The sequence below is a fragment of the Chryseobacterium sp. C2(2020) genome (assembly GCF_014218915.1).
Lineage (GTDB): Bacteria > Bacteroidota > Bacteroidia > Flavobacteriales > Weeksellaceae > Chryseobacterium > Chryseobacterium mucoviscidosis.
Genome location: NZ_JACLCT010000030.1, coordinates 35,357 through 55,311 on the forward strand (window position 1 = coordinate 35,357; position 19,955 = coordinate 55,311).

The 19,955-nt window shown below is 33.8% G+C and carries 19 protein-coding genes and 1 tRNA gene; 4 read left to right on the forward strand and 16 right to left on the reverse strand.

Going from position 1 to position 19,955, the window contains the following annotated elements; genetic code table 11:
- Window positions 1–83: 83 nt before the first annotated feature.
- Together aceA and aceB are read right to left on the reverse strand one after the other, a co-directional pair.
- Window positions 84–1,364 carry an isocitrate lyase gene (aceA, locus tag H6W52_RS15680; RefSeq protein WP_116097536.1) on the reverse strand — a complete coding sequence of 427 codons (1,281 nt, stop codon included), beginning with the start codon at window positions 1,362–1,364 and terminating at the stop codon, window positions 84–86.
- Window positions 1,365–1,514: 150 nt separating this feature from the next.
- Window positions 1,515–3,089: a malate synthase A gene (aceB, locus tag H6W52_RS15685; RefSeq protein ID WP_185216794.1), complete on the reverse strand. Its 1,575-nt coding sequence runs from the start codon at window positions 3,087–3,089 to the stop codon at window positions 1,515–1,517.
- Between the two features lie 125 nt (window positions 3,090–3,214).
- Between aceB and H6W52_RS15690 the strand changes: the two genes are divergently transcribed.
- Both H6W52_RS15690 and H6W52_RS15695 read left to right on the forward strand, forming a co-directional pair.
- On the forward strand, window positions 3,215–4,690 hold the full coding sequence (locus H6W52_RS15690) for a helix-turn-helix domain-containing protein (RefSeq protein WP_116097532.1): 1,476 nt from the start codon (window positions 3,215–3,217) through the stop codon (window positions 4,688–4,690).
- A 344-nt stretch (window positions 4,691–5,034) separates the two neighbouring features.
- The gene (locus H6W52_RS15695; RefSeq protein ID WP_308196690.1) at window positions 5,035–5,685 is read left to right on the forward strand and encodes a ComF family protein; all 651 of its coding nucleotides are present in this window, start codon (window positions 5,035–5,037) and stop codon (window positions 5,683–5,685) included.
- 40 nt (window positions 5,686–5,725) lie between these two features.
- Here the strand turns inward: H6W52_RS15695 and H6W52_RS15700 are convergent, their stop codons facing one another.
- From H6W52_RS15700 to der, 6 genes are all read right to left on the reverse strand, one after another.
- Complete coding sequence (locus H6W52_RS15700) at window positions 5,726–6,925, reverse strand: cytochrome-c peroxidase (RefSeq protein ID WP_116097528.1); 1,200 nt, start codon at window positions 6,923–6,925, stop codon at window positions 5,726–5,728.
- Window positions 6,926–7,308: 383 nt separating this feature from the next.
- A complete protein-coding gene (locus tag H6W52_RS15705) occupies window positions 7,309–7,758 on the reverse strand; it encodes a Spy/CpxP family protein refolding chaperone (protein WP_116097526.1) in 450 nt (149 codons plus the stop codon).
- Window positions 7,751–8,035, reverse strand: coding sequence for a hypothetical protein (locus tag H6W52_RS15710; RefSeq protein WP_116097524.1), 285 nt, complete (start codon window positions 8,033–8,035; stop codon window positions 7,751–7,753). Before H6W52_RS15710 ends, H6W52_RS15705 begins: the two co-directional genes overlap by 8 nt.
- The gene (locus H6W52_RS15715; RefSeq protein ID WP_116097522.1) at window positions 8,025–8,552 is read right to left on the reverse strand and encodes an RNA polymerase sigma factor; all 528 of its coding nucleotides are present in this window, start codon (window positions 8,550–8,552) and stop codon (window positions 8,025–8,027) included. Before H6W52_RS15715 ends, H6W52_RS15710 begins: the two co-directional genes overlap by 11 nt.
- A gap of 135 nt (window positions 8,553–8,687) precedes the next feature.
- Window positions 8,688–9,341, reverse strand: coding sequence for a uracil phosphoribosyltransferase (gene upp, locus H6W52_RS15720; RefSeq protein ID WP_116097520.1), 654 nt, complete (start codon window positions 9,339–9,341; stop codon window positions 8,688–8,690).
- Between the two features lie 81 nt (window positions 9,342–9,422).
- Window positions 9,423–10,733: a ribosome biogenesis GTPase Der gene (der, locus tag H6W52_RS15725; protein ID WP_116097518.1), complete on the reverse strand. Its 1,311-nt coding sequence runs from the start codon at window positions 10,731–10,733 to the stop codon at window positions 9,423–9,425.
- A 302-nt stretch (window positions 10,734–11,035) separates the two neighbouring features.
- Between der and H6W52_RS15730 the strand changes: the two genes are divergently transcribed.
- Window positions 11,036–11,106 (forward strand) — tRNA-Gln (locus H6W52_RS15730).
- A 106-nt stretch (window positions 11,107–11,212) separates the two neighbouring features.
- On the opposite strand, the gene H6W52_RS15735 is transcribed toward H6W52_RS15730, so the two are convergent.
- Entirely contained in the window at window positions 11,213–11,743 is a 531-nt protein-coding gene (locus tag H6W52_RS15735; protein ID WP_185216797.1) for an antirestriction protein ArdA, read from the reverse strand.
- 684 nt (window positions 11,744–12,427) lie between these two features.
- Between H6W52_RS15735 and H6W52_RS15740 the strand changes: the two genes are divergently transcribed.
- On the forward strand, window positions 12,428–12,670 hold the full coding sequence (locus H6W52_RS15740; protein ID WP_185216798.1) for a hypothetical protein: 243 nt from the start codon (window positions 12,428–12,430) through the stop codon (window positions 12,668–12,670).
- A 41-nt stretch (window positions 12,671–12,711) separates the two neighbouring features.
- Here H6W52_RS15740 and H6W52_RS15745 read toward each other — a convergent pair whose 3' ends face one another.
- The 7 genes from H6W52_RS15745 to H6W52_RS15775 all read right to left on the reverse strand — a co-directional run bounded on the left by H6W52_RS15745 (window position 12,712) and on the right by H6W52_RS15775 (window position 19,743).
- On the reverse strand, window positions 12,712–13,626 hold the full coding sequence (locus H6W52_RS15745; RefSeq protein ID WP_185216799.1) for a helix-turn-helix domain-containing protein: 915 nt from the start codon (window positions 13,624–13,626) through the stop codon (window positions 12,712–12,714).
- Between the two features lie 74 nt (window positions 13,627–13,700).
- A complete protein-coding gene (locus H6W52_RS15750; RefSeq protein WP_185216801.1) occupies window positions 13,701–15,122 on the reverse strand; it encodes a hypothetical protein in 1,422 nt (473 codons plus the stop codon).
- Between the two features lie 58 nt (window positions 15,123–15,180).
- A complete protein-coding gene (locus H6W52_RS15755; protein WP_194304401.1) occupies window positions 15,181–16,254 on the reverse strand; it encodes a hypothetical protein in 1,074 nt (357 codons plus the stop codon).
- A 14-nt stretch (window positions 16,255–16,268) separates the two neighbouring features.
- Window positions 16,269–16,688 (reverse strand): hypothetical protein, encoded by a 420-nt coding sequence (locus H6W52_RS15760; protein ID WP_185216803.1) that lies wholly within the window; start codon window positions 16,686–16,688, stop codon window positions 16,269–16,271.
- Window positions 16,689–16,702: 14 nt separating this feature from the next.
- Window positions 16,703–17,860, reverse strand: a complete 1,158-nt coding sequence (locus tag H6W52_RS15765; protein ID WP_185216805.1) for a hypothetical protein — start codon at window positions 17,858–17,860, stop codon at window positions 16,703–16,705.
- Window positions 17,861–17,916: 56 nt separating this feature from the next.
- A complete protein-coding gene (locus tag H6W52_RS15770) occupies window positions 17,917–19,395 on the reverse strand; it encodes a hypothetical protein (RefSeq protein ID WP_185216807.1) in 1,479 nt (492 codons plus the stop codon).
- A gap of 126 nt (window positions 19,396–19,521) precedes the next feature.
- Window positions 19,522–19,743, reverse strand: a complete 222-nt coding sequence (locus H6W52_RS15775) for a hypothetical protein (RefSeq protein ID WP_185216809.1) — start codon at window positions 19,741–19,743, stop codon at window positions 19,522–19,524.
- Between the last annotated feature and the right edge of the window lie 212 nt (window positions 19,744–19,955).

Below are 19,955 nucleotides of genomic sequence, written 5' to 3' on the forward strand. Positions count from 1 at the left end.
ATTCAAAATTAGCACATAAAAATTAAAACCTTCCCAAAATCGAGAAGGTTCTAACAATTAAATTTAATTAAAAACGGAACTTTTTAGTGAAATTGTGCGGTCTCGGTAGAATCTTTCATGGCAACCGTTGCAGAAGAGCCGTTGGTAACAATATTCTGTACCTCATCAAAATAGCCTGTTCCTACAAACGACTGATGTTTTACTGCTCTGAAACCTTTTTGCTGCAACGCAAACTCACGCTCCTGCAATTCAGAATATCCTGCCATTCCTTTTTCTTTATAAGCTAAAGCCAGCTCGAACATTGCCGTATTTAGTGCATGGAAACCTGCCAAAGTAATAAACTGGAATTTGTACCCTAATTTTGCCAGTTCTTCACGGAAATTCTGCATTTCTTCCACAGAAAGTCTTGCTGCCCAGTTGAAGGATGGAGAACAGTTGTACGCCAACATTTTATCCGGAAATTTCGCATGAATGCCTTCTGCAAATTTTCTTGCCTGTTCCAGATCAGGATTAGAGGTTTCCATCCAGATAAGATCAGCGTATGGCGCATAAGATAAACCTCTGTCGATTCCCTGCTCTACTCCGTTTTTTACGACATAGAAACCTTCTGAAGTTCTTTCGCCTGTTACAAATTTTTTATCTCTGTCGTCAATATCAGAAGTCAGCAAATCTGCTGCATCTGCATCTGTTCTTGCAATAATTAAACTTGGAACTCCCAAAACATCTGCTGCCAAACGGGCAGAAATTAATTTATTGATGGCTTCCTGTGTAGGAACCAAAACTTTTCCGCCCAAATGACCGCATTTTTTTGCAGAAGAAAGCTGGTCTTCAAAATGCACTGCCGCAGCTCCGGCTTCAATCATTTGCTTCATCAGTTCATAGGCATTTAAATTTCCTCCGAAACCTGCTTCTGCATCGGCAATAATCGGAACCAGATATTCCTTTTCTCCGCCACCGTTCACAGACTGGATCTGATCTGCTCTCAATAAAGCATTGTTAATTTTCTTTACTACAGAAGGAACTGAATTGGCAGGGTATAATGACTGATCCGGATACATTTCTCCCGATAAATTGGCATCTGCTGCAACCTGCCATCCGGAAAGATAAATTGCCTGCAAACCTGCGTCCACTTCCTGAACCGCCTGATTTCCGGTTAACGCGCCAAGTCCTGCAACGAAATCCTGAGTGTTGAGTAAATTCCAGAATTTTTTAGACATTTCAGTGGCAATGGTGTAATCCAGTTTGTAAGAACCGCGAAGCTTTAAAACATCTTCCGCTGTATAAGGACGTTTAACTCCTTTCCAGCGTGGGTTTTCAAGCCAGTCTTTTTCGATCTCCTGAATTTGTTCTTGTTTTGTTTTCATACTATTTTTTTGTTTAGTTAATTGTTGTTTGTTGCTTGTTGACGGTTGATAGATAATTGATGATTGATAGTTGATGATTTATAATTGCAATCACATTAAAAGCTCAATCACTAAAACTCTCCCACTCTCCTACTCTCATTACTCTCCCACTCAAATAAAAGGATATGCTTTCAGAGTTAAAAATTCATCAAATTTCTCACTGAAAATCAATTCATTGAAAAGCTCTTTGGCAAGATTGAATTTCCCTTTACGGAAACGTTCTTCACCAACATACTTTTCAATTCTTTCCAGTTCTTCAAATTCCCACTGAAGAATCATTTCTCTGGTTAAAGTGCGGTCATCACTTAAAACGGCATCATTTTTCAGCCATTGCCAGATCTGGGTTCTGGAGATTTCTGCGGTTGCCGCATCTTCCATTAAATCATAAATGGCTGCTGCTCCCGTTCCCATTAACCACGATTCGATGTAAAGAATTCCGACATTGATGTTTTTTCGGATCCCTTTTTCGGTGATTTCACCTTTCGGAACTTCAAGCAGATCTTTTTCGGTGATATGGTATTGAAATTTTTTATCGATCTGATTTTTGGAAGGCATATATTTATCAAAAATATCTTTAGCCACAGAAACCAACGCAGGATGCGCTACCCAGGTTCCGTCGTGCCCGTTTTTTACTTCCCGTTCTTTATCGCTTCTTACTTTTCCGAAAGCAATGCTGTTCGCTTCATAATCGTTTTTAACCGGAATCTGTGCCGCCATTCCTCCTATCGCGTGACCATTTCTTTTGTGACAGATTTCAATGACACGTTTAGAATAAGCACTCATAAAAGGGGAAGTCATGGTTACCTGATCTCTGTCGGGAACAATAAATTGCGGAAGGTTTCTGAATTTTTTAATGAAAGAAAAAATATAATCCCATCTTCCGCAGTTGAGTCCGGAACTGTGGTCTTTTAATTCAAATAAAATTTCATCAATCTGAAAAGAAGCCGTAATTGTTTCTATTAAAACTGTTGCTTTAATGGTTCCCTGCGGAATTTCTAAGTAATTCTGTGCAAAAACAAACACTTCGTTCCACCATCTTGCTTCCTGATAATGTTCTAATTTCGGGAGATAAAAATACGGCCCGCTTCCATTTTCAAGTAATTGTTTAGCATTTCTGAAAAAATAAATTCCGAAATCGATTAATGACGCCGAAGCCTGTTCCCCATTAATTTCAATATGTTTTTCATTTAAATGTAAACCTCGCGGACGAACCAATAAAACAGCCGTTTTTTCATTTAGCTGATAAGATTTTCCCTGTTCAGTCGTAAAATCTATTCTCCGGTTCACCGCATCAGAAAGGTTTAACTGACCTTCTATGCAGTTTTTCCAGGTCGGAGAATTGCTGTCCTCAAAATCTGCCATAAAAGTGAAAGCTCCGGAATTTAACGCGTTGATGATCATTTTCCGGTCTACCGGTCCTGTAATTTCCACTCTCCGATCCTGTAAATCTTTCGGAAGCGGAGCGCAGATCCAGTTTCCGTTTCTTATTTCCTTGGTTTCTTCTAAAAATTCCGGAAGAATTCCTTTATCAAATTCATTTTGCCTGATTTCTCTTTCTTCTAAAAGTTTTATTCTTTTCGGATTAAAATTCTGATGAAGCTCAACCAAAAAATCGATTAAATCATTGGTGAAAATATCATCAAAATTTTGCTGAGCGTTGATTTTCAATTGAGTCTTGGTTTTCATATCATTTTGATTTTGTAATTCAACACTACAAACATAAATAAAAATTTTCACAAATAGCGAACGTTCGCTAAATTTATTTAAAAATTATTATGCGAATAATCGCTTCTAAATATTATCTTTGAATTATGAATTCGGACAGTGACTTTATTAAAACGGTTTTCGGGCTGAAACTGAAACAGCAGAGACAGAAGAAAAACTGGTCTTTACAGGATCTTGCGGTAAAGACCGGTTTATCGAAATCCTACCTTAACGAAATTGAAAACGGAAAAAAATATCCGAAGCATGATAAGATCATTCAGCTTTCAGAAGCGCTGAACTGTACTTTTGACGATCTGGTTTCCACAAAACTGGATAAGAGCCTCACTCCTTTTAATGAAATTCTTCAGTCAGATTTTTTTAAAGAAATTCCTCTGGATCTTTTCGGGATCAATAAAAACAATCTGATAAGCATTATAAGTGATGCGCCTAAAAAAGTAACCGCTTTTATCAATGCCCTGATCGAAATTTCACAAAATTATAATTTAGGTAAGGAAAGATTTTACTTTGCCGTTTTACGTTCTTTTCAGGAGCTTTATGATAATTATTTTCCAGAAATTGAGGAAAAAGTTCAGCTTTTTGCTCAGGAAAACGGATTGCAGATCGACAAAAATTTACAGTCTGATGTTCTGGAGACTATTCTGAATGAAAAATTTAATTACCAGATTCAGTCGGAAGATTTTGAGAAGTACGGGACTTTGGATAATTTACGCTCATTGTTTGTCCATGAAAAAAAGCTGTTGCTTTTAAACCGGAAATTGGAAAAAGACCAGAAAACCTTTATTCTCGCGAAAGAGATCGGATTTAATGTTCTGGAGCTGAAAAACCGACCGAATACGTATTCGTGGCTGGATTTCGGAAGTTTTGAAGAAATTTTAAATAATTTTTATGCTTCGTATTTTGCGGGAGCTTTGTTAATTTCAAAACAGAAAACAATTGAAAAAACTTCAGATTTTTTTCTGCAAAACGAATGGAATCCCCAGAATTTTGAAAGTTTAATCGATAATTTCACCAATTCTCCCGAAACATTTTACTATCGCCTGACGAATCTTCTTTCTTCCGAACTGGGAATAAAAGATTTGTTTTATTTATGTTTAGTCAAAAAGAAAAATTCAGATAAAATACAGATCTTAAAAGAGTTACACCTCAATCATCAACAGGCTCCTCATGCGAATGCAACGAACGAGCATTACTGCAGAAGATGGATTGCCGTGAAAAATCTTCATCATTTAAAAGAAAACGAAACCTTAACGGACGCCCAGATTTCGCATTACAAAGATCAGGGAATCAGTTATCTGGTGATTTCTACATCGCAAAAAAATCCTTTTTCCGACGGAAGCAACAGAAGTTATTGTTTGGGAATTTTATTGAATTCTCAGACGATTAAGAAAATCAATTTTATTAAATCTCCCACCCTGAAAACGATTAATGTAGGCGTAACCTGCGAATCTTGCAGCATTGCGGATTGTGAAGTAAGACAATCGCCGCCAATCCGTCTGGAGAAGGAATATTTTAATTCGGGGATGAAAAACGCAATTGAAAAAATCAGGAAAGACATTTTGTAATTTTTTATGATTATCCGTTATTGATCATAATGCTTAATTTTCACGCAAAGAATCGCTAAGATTCTTTTATATACCAACTGTTTTTAAGTTCGCAAAGGTGCTTCGACAAGCTCAGCATAAAGCGAAGAACTCAAAGGTTTTCTAATTATGACAAGTTACGTACAATCATATTTTTTTCCTTTTTTTTAATTATTCACTTCATTTTCGGGTGAAATGATTATTTTTACACCAATTAGGGATATAAAAAACAATTTAATTATTCGAGGTTATTTAATCGAAAGAATTAATAATCTTTTATTCCTGTAAAAAATTAATAATCATTTTAGTTATTCAATCCGCAAATGATGCTCGATATTTTATTTCCGAATCGCTGTATTCGGTGCAGCCGCATTATTGATGCCAATTTCCCGGTCTGTAATCTTTGTTTTGAACAGATCCACTTTACCCACAACGATTATTCTGAAGATAATTTTGTTAAAGAAAAATGCAGTCTTCTTTTTCCTATCGAAAATGCTTTTGCACTCATGCAGTTTGAAAAAGAGAATGTGAGCCGGAAATTAATTCATGAACTGAAGTACAGGAGTCGGGAGAAAATCGGGAAAACTTTAGCTGAATGGACGACGGAAAGACTTGATTTTAAAAATCATAAGCCAGATCTTTTGGTGACGGTTCCGCTTCATCCGAGAAAATTAAAAGAAAGAGGATATAATCAACTGCATTGGTTCGCTGAAACGCTTTCAGAATTTTATGCTATTCCGTTTGATCATGATGTGATGAAAAGAAATCATTATTCCAAAGCTCAGGCTTTGAAGGATAAACAGAACCGGTTGAAAACTGAAAATGTATTTTCAATGACTAAAAATATTTCAGGTAAGCATATTTTGTTAATTGATGATGTTTTTACAACGGGAAATACGCTGGCTTCGATTGCATGGGAGATTCTGAAATCGGGCGATAACAAAGTGAGTGTTTTGGTTATGGCGATTGATGAATAAAAAAAGCTGCTCTATAAAGAACAGCTTTAAGAAATTGTAATTATTTAAAAGGATTGCTCCATTTTTTATTGGTATATACGTCGGTTCCGGAAAGCGTTTTCAGAAATGCGATCACCGCATTTACTTCCGTGGCTGTAAGGTTTAGCTTTTGCCCGTTTCCGTTAGGTGCCAAACGCTGATCCAGATTGGTATTTCCCGGTGCAATATTGATATTTCCGTAATGACCAATCACCTGCTGAAGCGTTGTCAGGTTTCCGGTGTGCATAAACTGTCCGTTTTCTATTCCGCTGCTGTTGGTAATGTTTCTTAAACTTGGAGCTTTGGTATTAAAAACATCGATTCCTGTTCCGCTGATTTTGCCAATAATTCCATTGTTTTTGGAATTCGGATCAATATCAAATTCCGGAGCGGCGTGACAGGCTGCACAACCCAATCCGCCACCGGTACGGTTTCCTGTGGCATCAAAAACAGGAGGAGCCAGAAATAGATTTTTACCCTGATTTTCCTGTGCCGTAAAATTTGCAAACGGCTGCTGATCATTTGCGCTTGCGGCTCTTCCTGCATCATATTTGGAATCAAAAGACTGAATACTTCGGATAAACTGCGCCAATGCATTCTGAATTCTTGTTTGATTAACGGTAGCATCTCCGTAAACAAATTTGAACATTTCCTGATAATATTTAATGTTCTGCAGTTTTGCAATCAGATCCTGAAGTGTTCCGTCTCCATTTGTTCCGCTGAAGCCCATTTCGTTATGATCCTGAATCGGGAACGTAGTCTGTGCTTCCAGACTAGCTGCTCTTTCGTCCCAGAAAAATTTCATTTCATTTCCGAATCTTGCATTCACCAGTCTCATGGAATGTCTGCCTGTTGTTCCGTTCACTCCGGTACTTGCAACTGCATTGTCTCCAAAAGCAAATTCCTGTTTGTGACAGCTTGAACATGAAATGGTGTTGTTTTTGGAAAGATTTTTGTCGTAAAAAAGCATTCTTCCTAAAGTAGCACCTTTATCTGTAATCGGATTTCCGGCTGTGTTATCTCTTGTAATATAAGCTGGTTTAGGCTGATTGGCATAATTTTCAAGACTGCTGAGATTGATATTGGAACCAAAAGCAGCCAGAATTCCGGGATATTCTTCCTGTGTAACCGGAGTTGCTTCATAGGTATCGCTGCCCGAACAGGAATATAAGGCTACTGCTGTGAAGAATGCAGGAACAAGCCATGATGTAAGTTTTTTCATAAGAGGTTTTTAGAATGTTTAGTTTAAAAGTTTTTAGAGGCTATTTTCGGAATAAAAAAATTGATTCTTCATGATTAATCGTAGTTCTTAAGATTTGTGCTAACCTTTTAATTTTATTACACATTGTTTTTTAAGCTGACAAAGGCTGTTTTACTTTTTAAGCTCTCCGATTTCATTTTATTTATTCTTTACGCCATCATTATTTTCTTAGACGACAATACATTTATTTTCCTTCGGCTGATAAAACTTTTTGGGGAAATTGTTTATCTACAGTTATGATCTTCTTTCCGAATTATTTTTAACTGACTTATTTTCCGGTAAATATTGTCTGCGAAAGAAAAAACCAAACCCACGAAAACTAAATAAAAACGAAATAATTTTTTTCATCGCTCGTGTGAAGGTTTCGGTCCGGGAGCAAAAAGAGATTCAAATTCATCAATAAGATGATCGAAATCCTGCAACTGGTCGGGACGGCAAATTTTTCTGATGTCCTGAAAATGTTTAAAGTTAATTTTCTCGGTTTCCATACTTATCTTTCCGATTTGCTGTACCAAAGAATCTCCGTTTTTCTGATCTTTATTTTTTAATAATGAATAATACTGCGTTTTCGCATCCATCATTTCGTGTTCTTTTTCTCTGATCTGCATTCTGTGCTGCTGAATCAGCCCATCATACTGCTGTATTTGTTTTTCATCAAAATGCAGCCTTTCTATAATAAGATTTCTCGGACCTGAATGATGCGGAGGTTTTCGCATGAGCATGAAGATAACCAACAGTAGATTAGAAATCAACAGACCGATGATGATAAAAATGTAAAACCTGTTTTTAGTCATACGAAAAAGTATTTTGTGATTTCATCATAAATAAGGTATCAAAATCTGATTTTGAATTATCTTTTGTGTTTTGAATAACTTTTACGTTCAAACTGATTAGAATAGCAATCACGGCTGCAGCGGCGAAAATCCATTTTGGGGAAACAATATCTTTCTTCTGATTCTCAATTTTACTGAGAATCTTTACGTACAATTCTGAAGGAGCTTCCACGCTCTGAATTTTTTCTAATATCTGCAACTGATCTTCCATTACATACTTAGACGATTTATTTTTCATATTCCTTCTGTTGATTTAGTTTTTGGACAAGATTTTTTTTGGCGCGCTGAAAAAGTGATTCCACCGCTTTCTGACTGATATTCATGATTTCAGCGGTTTCCTGTTGAGAATTGCCTTCAATTTTCATTAAAATAACGACTGTTTTCTGATCATTCGGAAGCATATTGATGAAGCTGAAAATTTTCATCACTTCTTCTTTCTGCTCAAGAACTACACCGGGATGATTGAAATCTACCAGTTCATTCTGCCTGTTTTCAGCATCCGAATCTCTGAAAAGACCGAAAAAGAATCGTTTTTTAGTGTTTTTATGTTTAAGAAAATCTAAAGAGGTATTAATCGCAATGCGGTAAATCCATGTTTTTAAGGATGACTCATTTTTAAAGCCATCCATTTTTTGTGATATTTTTACAAAAACATCCTGAGTTATTTCTTCCGCATCTTCGGTATTCTGGGTATACTGCAAGGCAAGATTATACACCATCTTCTGATGCTGATAGAAAATAAACTCGAAATTCATATTCCGGTTTTCATTACGGTCACTTTTTGTATTAGACGAGAAAAAATATTTTTTCCTTCGGCTTTTTCAGTTTCCGTAAAAATAAAAGAAATTAAGATGTAAAAATGATCCTGAGAAAGATTGATCAGATTTATATTATCGCTGTAGTTTTTCTCCGTAGCTTAAGTCTCCTGCATCTCCTAATCCGGGAGTGATGTATCCTTTTGAGGTAAGGTTTTCATCAATAGCTCCTACCCAGATTTTGGCATCGGGATACGCTTTTTCTATGGTTTCAACTCCCTGCCTTGAAGCAATTGCAGCAACAATGTGAAGCTCAGTCGGCTTTCCATGGGTTAACAGATCTTTGATGGCTTCGATAAGAGAAGCTCCGGTTGCCAACATCGGATCGGCAACAATTAAAGGTCTGCCTTCGATATTGGGACACGTTAAATAGTCCTGTTTAATAGAAAAATAATCGTTGGCGTCGTGTTTTCTGTAAGCGGCAACAAATCCGCAGTCTGCTTTATCAAGATAATTCAAAATTCCTTCAAACAAAGGAACTCCGGCTCTCAAAATGGTTGTAATAACCGGCTGAACAGCAATTTCTTTCACTTTAATCGTATCCAGAGGAGTCTGAATTTCAATTTCTTTCTGCTCCAGTGTTTTGCTGATCTCGAAAGCAGCAATTTCGCCGATTCTTTCCATATTTCTGCGGAATCTCATACGGTCGTGTTGGATTTCAACATTTCGAAGCTCATTGATCCATGAATTAACTAAAGAAAATTGTTCTGATAAAACGATTGTGTTCATTATTTTGAAAAGCTTTTATCTAAAATATATATTTAATGAAGAATAAAATCCCTCTCAGAAAAATCTGAAAGGGATTACAATTTATTTTTGTCTGAAATACACTTCGATAGGAACTCCGGTAAACCCGAATTCTTTTCTCAACTGGTTTTCAGTAAATCTTTTATATGGTTCTTTTACGTATTGCGGTAAGTTACAGAAGAATACAAATTGTGGTGACGGCGTCGGAAGCTGTACACAGTATTTAATTTTAATGTATTTACCTTTGTTTGCAGGCGGCGGAGTCTGTTCAAAAATTGGAAGCATTACTTCATTAAGTTTAGAAGTCTTGATCTTTTTCTTACGGTCTTCATACACCTGCATTGCCATGTCTACCGCTTTCAGTATTCTCTGTTTCGTTAATGCAGAAACGAATAAAATAGGAATATCCTGAAACTGCCCGATCTTATCTTTAATCTGTTTTTCGAAATCACGCATGGTATTAGTCTCCTTACCTTCAATCAAATCCCATTTATTAACAAGAATCACAATTCCTTTTCTGTTTTTCTGAGCCAGACCAAAGATGTTCATATCCTGAGATTCCCATCCCTGAGTAGCATCCACCATGATAATCACAACATCAGAGTATTCGATGGAACGGATAGAACGCATGACAGAGTAGAATTCCAAGTCTTCGCTTACTTTGGATTTTCTTCTCATTCCGGCAGTATCTACCAATACAAACTCGTGTCCGAATTTGTTATAAAGGGTCTGGATACTATCTCTTGTAGTTCCTGCAACATCTGTTACGATATTTCTGTCGGCATCAAGCAAAGCATTCGTCATGGTAGATTTCCCTACGTTCGGACGACCTGCAATGGTAATTTTCGGTAAACCTTCAAAAGGATCTTTGTATTCGGTGGTCGGGAAATCCTTTACCACATCGTCCAGCAAATCTCCTGTTCCGGAACCTGTTGCAGAGGACAAAGTGTAATATTTTTCAATTCCCAACTGATAAAATTCTGTAGCTGCCAATTCTTCTTTGGAAGAATCTACTTTATTGATTACGATATAAACCGGCTTATTGGATCTTCTCAACATTTCGTGGATTTCGTAATCCGTATCTGTAAGCCCTTCTTCTACATTCAACATAAAGATGATAGAAGTTGCCTCATCAATCGCCAACTGAACCTGCTTTGAAATTTCTCCCTGGAAAACATCGTCATTGTTTACATCATAACCACCAGTATCAATTACCGTGAAATCTACTCCGTTCCAGTCGGATTTTCCGTAATGACGGTCTCTGGTAACACCGGCGGTAGAATCTACGATAGCCTCTCTTCTTTCCAGTAAACGATTAAAAAGCGTTGATTTTCCTACGTTGGGACGCCCAACGATTGCGACAATATTCGACATAAAAAATGTTTAATAATCCTTCGACAAAGCTCAGGACACGTTATTAATGGGTTTCTCCAACTTTTGGAGCCCAATTTTTTGCAAAGATACGCTTTTTATTTAATTTGATATTTGTAGCAGAAAAGCTCTGATTTCAAATCATACTTTCTCATAATTAATATGCAAAGAAACTTTCATTCCGAATAAAAAAGTTAAAAAAATAAATCTTTGTAAATCAATTAATAATCGATTGCCACGCACTTTTCTTTTAATATCATTTTTATTTTTAAAATAATTTATATAATTTCGCGTCATAGAAATACAGACCCATGGTGTAGCGGTAACACTACTGATTTTGGTTCAGTCATCTGGGGTTCGAATCCCTGTGGGTCTACATTAAAAGCAAAGCAATCAATTGAAAATCAACTGATTGCTTTTTTATTTTAGTTATTTTTTGTCAACAAGTCAAGGTTGGGGTCAAGGTCAAGTTGAAAAAACATTTAAGATCGAAAATAATATCCTCCGCTTTCAAAATAATCATACATTAGATTTCTTGCCGTAGTTTCCCAATCAATATAAATGTAGTTGGGTAAACTTTCAGGAATACTTTCTTCTAGCATATATTGAGCAAATGTTTCATCGTCTGAATATTCACCTATATAATAGTTTATTACACCATCATAAACACTTTGAAAATCCATTTTTCCAACACAATCGACATAGGATTCAAAAACCTCAATATCAAAGCCAGAATCATCTATTTGTGATGCTATTTCGTAAATCTCAGGCGATATATGACACTCGCTAATCAATCCGAGTTTTTCAAACAGTTCGCAGTTTTCGTAATCGGAAAGCATGAACTCTGGGTCTGATTCGTCTTTGTGTAATTCTTCCATTTCGGCTAAAAGTTCTTCATAATTTGAATAATCTGAAAGATTAAGCCATTTTCCGTAAAGGCTTCCGTTGTTGTACTTTGCATACGTTCCTACATAAATACTGCAAGAATCAAGACAATTTTGTAAATTTGTCATGTTGATAAGTTTTAGATGAGTTAAAATTTATTGATGTTGCCTATCGTGTTCGTAGCACTTTAGGCATTTTTTATATTATTGTGAGAATCTATGTAGAAAAAAAGAACTTGAAACAGTTCTTTGACATATTAATAAAGTCAATATTCATGCCAATTGACAGAGATTTTAACTTTAAAATTAAAGTTTTTAAAATATTTTTAAACATAAACAGCCACCAACAAAAACTGTCAGAAAAATATTAATAAATACATAGTTTGAAGAGTATAACCAGAAAAAATGTAAGTGGAAATAAAAACAGATCCACAAAACCAAATAAAACAGAACTTACTTTTGAGAAAAGGTTTGACAGTTGTTAGGGGGCTACCCAAAAAAGTAACTTTGGAGGGGTACTGATTAGAGGTAGTAGGGGGTATCAATACACTCAAAATATTTTTTTAGTATTAAATTGTCGTAAATTCTACTATAAGGATTGTCTGAGTTTTTGAAAGAGATTAGGTGGGGTATTTTTGTAGGCAGGGATTCACCATTATATTTTTTCATCCAAATAAAAATAGAATATAATTTTAACTGATCAATTCATCTTAAAAAATCTATTTAAAATAATTGTTTAAGCAATATTTTAGCAAACCGCAAGAAGATTAGGTTGCATCATATATTTGTTTCCAATAAAAAAAATATAATAATATGTCAATAAAAAGAAACAAAGCTAGAAAATCTAAGTTAGATTTAGTTGCATCCATGATTGAGGGAAGAAACATTAAGTGGTCACAAAGAAATACTGGTAATTATTTAATATTTGAGATACCCGATGTAGAAATCCATGTTTCACATGATGAAATCAAAATGATTAAAGATGGGAAAGTAATTTCATATTTTGATGATCGTTTTGATAATGTTTTAGACAAATTAGAAAAGCCTCTTAATTGAGGCTCTACTATTTGATTTAATTGATTCAGAATAAAACTTTATTAAACGAGATTATTTATTATTTCCATTCCAGTATACTCGAAGAATTCTACATTATCTTCAGTAGAAATTTGAAAGGTCAATGCTAGATTTTCACTAATAAATTCCTCTTTTAGCTCAATCTCTCCAATTCTTCTATAAGTTTTTGGTAGTATGGGTATTCTTTCAGTATTAACTGTAAAGGTTTCTGCTCCAAGTGATATTTCTCTTTCTATAACATTAGAAAAAGGTATTTGAAAATCCTTATCATTTGGCGTTTTGGGTTTTATAATAAATTTTGATGATTCCTTTTTACCACTCACGTAACAATCAAGATATTGTATTATTTTGTTCCCTGTATTTTCAACATAAATTCCTACTACAATTTTTTGCGTTAACATTTTTAACAAGAGTTTCTTTGGAGTATTAGCTTTAAATACTAAATTAACCTGCGTTCTAGATGTTCGGTTAATAATATCTTTTATCTCCCAATCATCCATTGCAATAGATTGAAAATTGTATCTTCTGTAATATCTTTTATCACTCATTTGATGTGCTGTATTACCTTTGGGAATTTCAACTACATAAACGAGTTTATTTTTATCTTTTTCTTCTACTTGAATAGGGGTTATAACAACATTGTGAATCTTAGGTGAAATAGTACTATTAATAATTTGCTCTAACCATTCTTTTGTATATTCATTGCCATCAATTGGATCGATTCTTTCAGGGAGGTGTTTTTTATTAAGATCATCAAATTCTTTTATACCATAAATTATTACTCCTCCATCGGAATTTGCAAAAGCACTTACATCTTTAGAGATTTCATTTTTTTTATCATTCTTTTTTGAAATTGAGCCAGAAGCTTTGTAGTCAAGATGTAAATTTTCTTCAACTCCTTCTTTTATAAAAGTATTCAGCTTATCTAATGTCCACATAATTTTACAATAATAATATTAAATTTTATAAATAACAACTATTATAAATTCCTCAAAATATTTAATAATATGAATTACATTTTTGTGAGTAATAAACCTATTTTTTCAGTTCCTTCGTTAATATCTAACAGTAATGTAAATTGACCTTTGTTCCAGAATCTACCATTCCATTCCGATCTTTTAAGTTCTTTTCTTTCAATATCCCAGTTAAATTTTCCATTTCCATTATCATCTACACCGAAAATTTTATAGCAATTATTTACAATTATCTCAGTTTCCCTATAAAAATTAAAAAAAGAGTAATTTGACCTTTGTTTGTATAAATATATATAAGTAATATTATCTTCAAGCATTTGGTCTATTTTATTAAAATACCCCAGATAAATATGATTGGGTTTTATTTCTATGGTAACACGATTATATTTAAGTGATTTTTTTGTATTGGTTATAATTGCATTTTCTAAATCATTAGTCAAGAGAGAAATAAAATTAAAATAACTTTTTTCTGAACTGTCAATTACAAATGAGAATGAACTAATAAATTCATCAATATGCAATACAACGGTATCGATTCCTAATAATTTATAAAGAGCTTTGGTTTTCTTTAAAAAGCCACTATCGTCTGAAACAACATAATCACAGTATGCGCCATAAAAACTATGTAAGCCATCGTTGAGGACATTTCTATATTTTACTGATTTGGAGGGCTCTTTGCTAATACCAAGTATATCTAGAGAAAAGTATGCATTATTAAAAAAATCATATCTGGAAACTTCTTTATCTCCATTCGGATTTAAATTATTATTTACAAATTCAACAAAACTCTTCTTCAAAACGGAATTTTTCATATCATCATTAAAATCTAAGTTATTATAATCTAATGTGAATTTTCCATTATTGATATATTTATCAGTTATATTTCTTAATCCCTTGTATACACTTTTATCTTCTTCCATTAATTTATGTGTTTCTAAAAATTTTTGAGCCATTTCAAAAACATTCATCGGCTCTGAATTAAAAGGGACTATTTTTTTTAAGGGTTCTGATAATTCCTCAGATACTTCATCAAGTTTCATAAAATTGAAATCAAATTTGAAATTTTGCAAAAAATTCTTTGCTGTTTCAAACTGCTCAATTTGATCCTTACTTAAAAGACTGTAATCAATATCATCAAAAATAGTTGTAAAATCTATAATTTCTTCTTTAGTATTTTCAATCTCCGTAAATGCAGTTATTGGTTTAGCAAGATAACAGAATGCATCTTTACTAGAAGAATCATACTGAAGATAGTTATCATCAACAATCTTTTCCATGAACTCAAGTTCTTCATATTTTATGTCAGTTTTGTCATTTTTTAAATCCTGTAAATGAGCATGAGAATAACAATAAATATGATTGCTTTTTGAGCTTATTATTTTTTGTAACAAATTAATATATGGTACTTTTTCTCCTTTGAATAAATGACTGAAAATTTGTTTATCTAGATAAATTCTCATTTTTGTATTACATTTCTGTTATTTAGATATATGTGTTTATTGACAGGGCTTAAAAATATTATTTAGACAATCTTGTATCTTCATATTTTGATCGTTCAGTTTTCAAAGATACCAACCAATCTAAATACATTTCTTCGGGCATACTGCGATACCCTATTTTATGAATATGAGTGTATTCCTTATTCATCGTATCAAATAATTCTTTAGCCTTTGGATTTGATAATGTAGCCTGAATATCTTTTATATTCTCCTCTTTCATAAGTTTTTTAAACTGCTTTGTATGGGTTTCTGCCTGTAATAGCAAAGCATTAGGTAAATAAGGATAAACCTGTATCGCCCTGTCAGCACATTTCAATGCAAAACTACCGTCATTATCTGGATAACTTCTATTGTAAGCATTGGCTAAATCTACTAATAGCAAAGCCAGACTTTCTTTATTGTTCAAAGCTTTCATAAACACACCATTTTTAATGGCATCCAGATGAATGAACCCAGAAGCCGACAGCCACGCATCAATAGGAAAAATACCACTCGTAAGCTCTGTATTGTACCAACCGATGGATTTAATATTATGCTTGATATAAACATGGTTTGGAGCAAGTGCTAAATTGGCATCAATTCCTAACTCTTCTGCTAAAATCTTATAAAGATACGGCATAGAGTTACAATTGCCTTTTTGTGTATCTAATAATTTTGATACAAATAAATTTGACAGTTCTTTATGCCCAAATACATCCTCAAAATCGTAGGTGAATGGTTTATAATTTATTGTGTCATTCCCGAAAATAACAGGAGTGGATTGGCACATAACCGTATAGATTGCTGCATATTTGTTTACTTTTTCTGCATCTTTTTCAGAATAACTAAGTTTTCTGTTTTTAACTAATCGGTTACAAAAATTCGTTAAAAATTCAATTTTACGATTAAGACCTTCCGTATCTAATTTGCCTTGATAATAAGCATTTTCAACACCAAATACTGCTTCTTTGAAGCTGTACTGCTGTTTATCATTTAGCATATTATCAATAGTTTGGTAGGCATCAGTATAAAAATGGTTTTCCTGCTTTTGAGCGTTGATAGTATTAACTAAAAAAGTTAGAATAAAAATTATAATAGTATGTTTCTTAATCATATAGGCTTGAAAAATTATTCATATTCAAAAGGAGTTGTAAGCTGTCGAAGCTCAAATTTATCTTCATTTTTATTTAGTCCTATATACTTTCCTTTATTAAGATTAATTTTTAAAATTTCTTTTTTATTATTTAATTTTAAATGAAAGTTAATTTCTTTCTTTAAATTAATATTACATTTTTTTTCAAAGATTGTATTTCCATTTTCCGAAAGTACAATCTTGTTTGGTTCAAAAAATGTTATTATTATTCCCGCAAAACCAATCTCCCGAGAAGTAAGAACTCTATTTTTAAACATTTCACATTTTCCTATTCTTAAAGAAACCAAATCTCCTTTGAAATGATCCTGAAAAGATATTTCAAATTTATTATCACGCTTTTGAGCATTATAGCTCAAGCCAATAAAGATACAAAGTATGAAAAGAGATTTTTTCATTATATTAGAAATTATCATTGTCTTACAGGTATTGATTGATGTCCGTTATTAAGTTTGCCATTATTGTATGAATCTTGCATTTGAGTAATTTGTTCAGGAGTTACAGTTTTTCCTGCACTTGAAGATTGTGTTTGAAGCATAATGTTTCCTGATGCTGCTTTGGGATCAGGGTGTCCTTGCAAATTGCCAGAATGTCCTATCTCATGAGCAGATGTGCGTTCTAACGTTGCAAAACCACTTTCAGTCTTCCCAGTTCCTGCATATTGTCCCGTTTTGGCTTCTGTTCCACTTAACGTTTGCGTTCCAAGATAAACAACATTTTCTCCATAAGTCGCTTTTCCTAAAGTACCTTCAGGTTCATAACCACCTAATCCGTTTGGTATCTTTCCATTATCTACAATTCTAAATGCATGATCTGTAGCAGTCAAAGGATTATCTTCCGATACAGCTGTAATATTTGTAACTACATTAACTTCAAACTTATCACCTTTGATACCATATACATCTTTTAATGAACCACTTATTCGATCAGCATAAGCATTCATTTGTTCATTTGTAAATGATTTTCCAGAATCATTGATTACTTTTCCCGTAACTGTCATAGTAACTACTGTTGTTCCATCTTCTCTGACTGTTTGAGAAAATCGTATATCTTTTGCTTCTCTTCCATCAGGATCAATAAATCTCATAGGATTATTCATTCCATAATTGTAAGGTGTCCATCTTCTAAACTCCTCACTTAAAGGATCGGGGGACATCCAACGTCCATGAGTATCGCCAATTGGCTGTGCATCAGGATCAGATAAATCAACTTCCCTTATTTCAATGATATTTCCTCTTTTGGTATTATATCTTACAGAACCAATAACTACAATACTGTCCGTATCGTGAAATTCCAGATACTTTCCTTTACTGAGTGTTGCAATCTTTGGATAAACCCCATATTTAGCAAAAGGGTTTCCGATAGCAATATTCTTTCTTCGTCTTTCCGCCTCCTGTGGTGTCAATGAGTCCTTAGTTTTTAATACTTCATTCATATAGGGACGGTGTCTTTCTTCCTTTGTCAGCTTGACAGGATTTACCCACTTCTTTTCAGTTTTGGGCTTCTTCTTGATTTGCGCCTGTGTAAAGCCTGTTATTACTGCAAAAGCAATCAATAATATTCTTTTCATAGTCATTTGTTTTTTTGTTAAAGTTATCTATTAATTTTTTATGTTCAATCACTTGTTTATAATTTATTCGGGTCAATAGGGATATATCTCGGTTTTTGTTCTTGCTTTTTCTTTTCTTGTGCTTTTTTTACAGCTTCTTGTTCCTGTTTTTCCTTTTCCTTTTGCTTTTGCAGTTGGTTCAGTCGCATTTTTTCTGCCAATGCTTCACTTTCCTGCTTGTTTTTTTCTGTTTTCAGACTTCCGAGCCATGATTCGTAAGCCGATGCAGGCATTTCTGCATATCCTAAGTTGTCAATGTGATTAAACTGTTCGTTGATTTGATTTAACTGTTCAATTGCCTTTGGAAAATAGCGGATTCTTTGTAAATCTCTTTTGTCTTCGGGATTAATACCTAATTGTTTCATTACATTGGCAAACCTTACCTGACTAACATTTGCCTTTTCCATGTTCGGTGCGATTCCGTTTGGATAAAGTTCCAATGCTTTATCGATAACTTTGTTTACAAATTCATCATACCCAAACTTGCTTACATATCCTCTCGCCAAATCAAAATAAGCCATTGCTAACAGTTCTTTTTTAGTAAGGCTTTCTAAATAGATTTTATTCTGTAAGGCTTCTGATTTGATATATCCTGATTCTAAAAACGCATTATCAGTAGGAAACATTCCGTTAGTAAGTTCTATATTTCGTAAAACTCCCTCATCATCTACAAAACGAATATAAGAGTGATTAGGAGCTAATGATAAATACGCCTCTGTATTCATAGCTTCTGCCAACATTAAATAATATAAAGGCATTGAATGGCATTGTCCTGAGCCTGTTTTAAGAAGTTTGGAAACAAACATTTTGGAATAGTCTTTTTGTCCCATATAGTCTTTAAAATCGTATTGAAAGGCTTTATGTGTTTTACCTCCCAGATTCATATCTTTAGAAAAATACTCAAAGATCATTAGGTTTTTGGAAACATTGCTTTCGGTGTTCTGTTTCCTTTCTTTCATTTTCTGCAAAAGTTGTTTTGCCGTTTTCTGTATTCCTGATTTGAACTGTCCCAAATTTTGTTTGTTGTCATAAAACGCATTTTCTACGGTAAAATTAACATCCGTCAATAAATAGTTTTCTGCATCCATTCCAGAAAGTTTGCTAAAAGCATCATAGTAGGCTTTTGTTCCTGTTTTTCCTGATAATGAGGGTAATTGATACGATATATTTCTGCCATTGTCGATCCATTCACGGAATTGTATTTCCCTAACTTCTTCAATGTCTTGCCCTATACCTCGCATTACAGCATCATTTTGTGATCTTGCTTGTACTTTGTTGTTATTGTGGGGCTGAACTGTATTTGTTGAGTTTTGATAAGTACTTGACAAAGACGGCTCATAACTTCTTTGGGAGCTTTTGCCGTTTGTAGGACTGCCATAATTATTACTGGAATAATTTCCTAATCCACTTGCTTGTGGAGTAGGAAAGTTCGGAATTTGACCGAAACTTATTGTGCCTATAATTGTTAAGGGAAATATATATTTTTTTCTCATCATAAATATTAATATTGTATGTGTTTTGCGTTTCCTGCAATTTACAATTTTTCTTTAAGTGGTGAAAATAACAATCTGTATAAGTTTTCAACAAATATATTTCGGGATAACGTCAAAACTTGACGTAATTTATTCTAATAATTGTTTTTTCAATATTTCCTCTAAAGGATTTTGAGGTTTGCTTGTAATGACAGTTTTTAAATTCCTTTCGGATAATTCGGCAAACTCAACTGTCTTTAATATAGAAAAAACAACATCTTTCAATCCTAGCTTTCTTAAAGCTATTCTAATTTCCTTATCAGAAGGAAACTGACTGTCATTTTGCTTTAAATAAATTTTGTGATTTTTCATATTGTGGAATGTATTTTGAATTTATTATTAATAGGTAGGACGATGTCCGTTTGCTGAATTATCCCTACCGTAAGTCATAGCAAATATTTCTGCTTTGATATAGTTAGTATCTCGATTAGGAATATAAGTTTGAAGTTGTGGATGTACTAATTTAGCGTCCAGTTAAAGTTAAGCATAAAACCTTAATTTTAACCTATGAAACGAGAGAGAAA

What these genes read in the sequence shown, in the direction of transcription:
- H6W52_RS15760 (WP_185216803.1), bottom strand. Translation starts at nt 16,688, where the DNA reads ATGAAAAAATCTCTTTTCATACTTTGTATCTTTATTGGCTTGAGCTAT.
- H6W52_RS15750 (WP_185216801.1), bottom strand. Translation starts at nt 15,122, where the DNA reads ATGAGAATTTATCTAGATAAACAAATTTTCAGTCATTTATTCAAAGGA.
- H6W52_RS15745 (WP_185216799.1), bottom strand. Translation starts at nt 13,626, where the DNA reads ATGTGGACATTAGATAAGCTGAATACTTTTATAAAAGAAGGAGTTGAA.
- H6W52_RS15770 (WP_185216807.1), bottom strand. Translation starts at nt 19,395, where the DNA reads ATGATGAGAAAAAAATATATATTTCCCTTAACAATTATAGGCACAATA.
- H6W52_RS15710 (WP_116097524.1), bottom strand. Translation starts at nt 8,035, where the DNA reads ATGAAAAATAAATCGTCTAAGTATGTAATGGAAGATCAGTTGCAGATA.
- aceA (WP_116097536.1), bottom strand. Translation starts at nt 1,364, where the DNA reads ATGAAAACAAAACAAGAACAAATTCAGGAGATCGAAAAAGACTGGCTT.
- H6W52_RS15755 (WP_194304401.1), bottom strand. Translation starts at nt 16,254, where the DNA reads ATGATTAAGAAACATACTATTATAATTTTTATTCTAACTTTTTTAGTT.
- aceB (WP_185216794.1), bottom strand. Translation starts at nt 3,089, where the DNA reads ATGAAAACCAAGACTCAATTGAAAATCAACGCTCAGCAAAATTTTGAT.
- H6W52_RS15715 (WP_116097522.1), bottom strand. Translation starts at nt 8,552, where the DNA reads ATGAATTTCGAGTTTATTTTCTATCAGCATCAGAAGATGGTGTATAAT.
- der (WP_116097518.1), bottom strand. Translation starts at nt 10,733, where the DNA reads ATGTCGAATATTGTCGCAATCGTTGGGCGTCCCAACGTAGGAAAATCA.
- H6W52_RS15695 (WP_308196690.1), top strand. Translation starts at nt 5,035, where the DNA reads ATGCTCGATATTTTATTTCCGAATCGCTGTATTCGGTGCAGCCGCATT.
- H6W52_RS15735 (WP_185216797.1), bottom strand. Translation starts at nt 11,743, where the DNA reads ATGACAAATTTACAAAATTGTCTTGATTCTTGCAGTATTTATGTAGGA.
- H6W52_RS15700 (WP_116097528.1), bottom strand. Translation starts at nt 6,925, where the DNA reads ATGAAAAAACTTACATCATGGCTTGTTCCTGCATTCTTCACAGCAGTA.
- H6W52_RS15765 (WP_185216805.1), bottom strand. Translation starts at nt 17,860, where the DNA reads ATGAAAAGAATATTATTGATTGCTTTTGCAGTAATAACAGGCTTTACA.
- upp (WP_116097520.1), bottom strand. Translation starts at nt 9,341, where the DNA reads ATGAACACAATCGTTTTATCAGAACAATTTTCTTTAGTTAATTCATGG.
- H6W52_RS15775 (WP_185216809.1), bottom strand. Translation starts at nt 19,743, where the DNA reads ATGAAAAATCACAAAATTTATTTAAAGCAAAATGACAGTCAGTTTCCT.
- H6W52_RS15690 (WP_116097532.1), top strand. Translation starts at nt 3,215, where the DNA reads ATGAATTCGGACAGTGACTTTATTAAAACGGTTTTCGGGCTGAAACTG.
- H6W52_RS15740 (WP_185216798.1), top strand. Translation starts at nt 12,428, where the DNA reads ATGTCAATAAAAAGAAACAAAGCTAGAAAATCTAAGTTAGATTTAGTT.
- H6W52_RS15705 (WP_116097526.1), bottom strand. Translation starts at nt 7,758, where the DNA reads ATGACTAAAAACAGGTTTTACATTTTTATCATCATCGGTCTGTTGATT.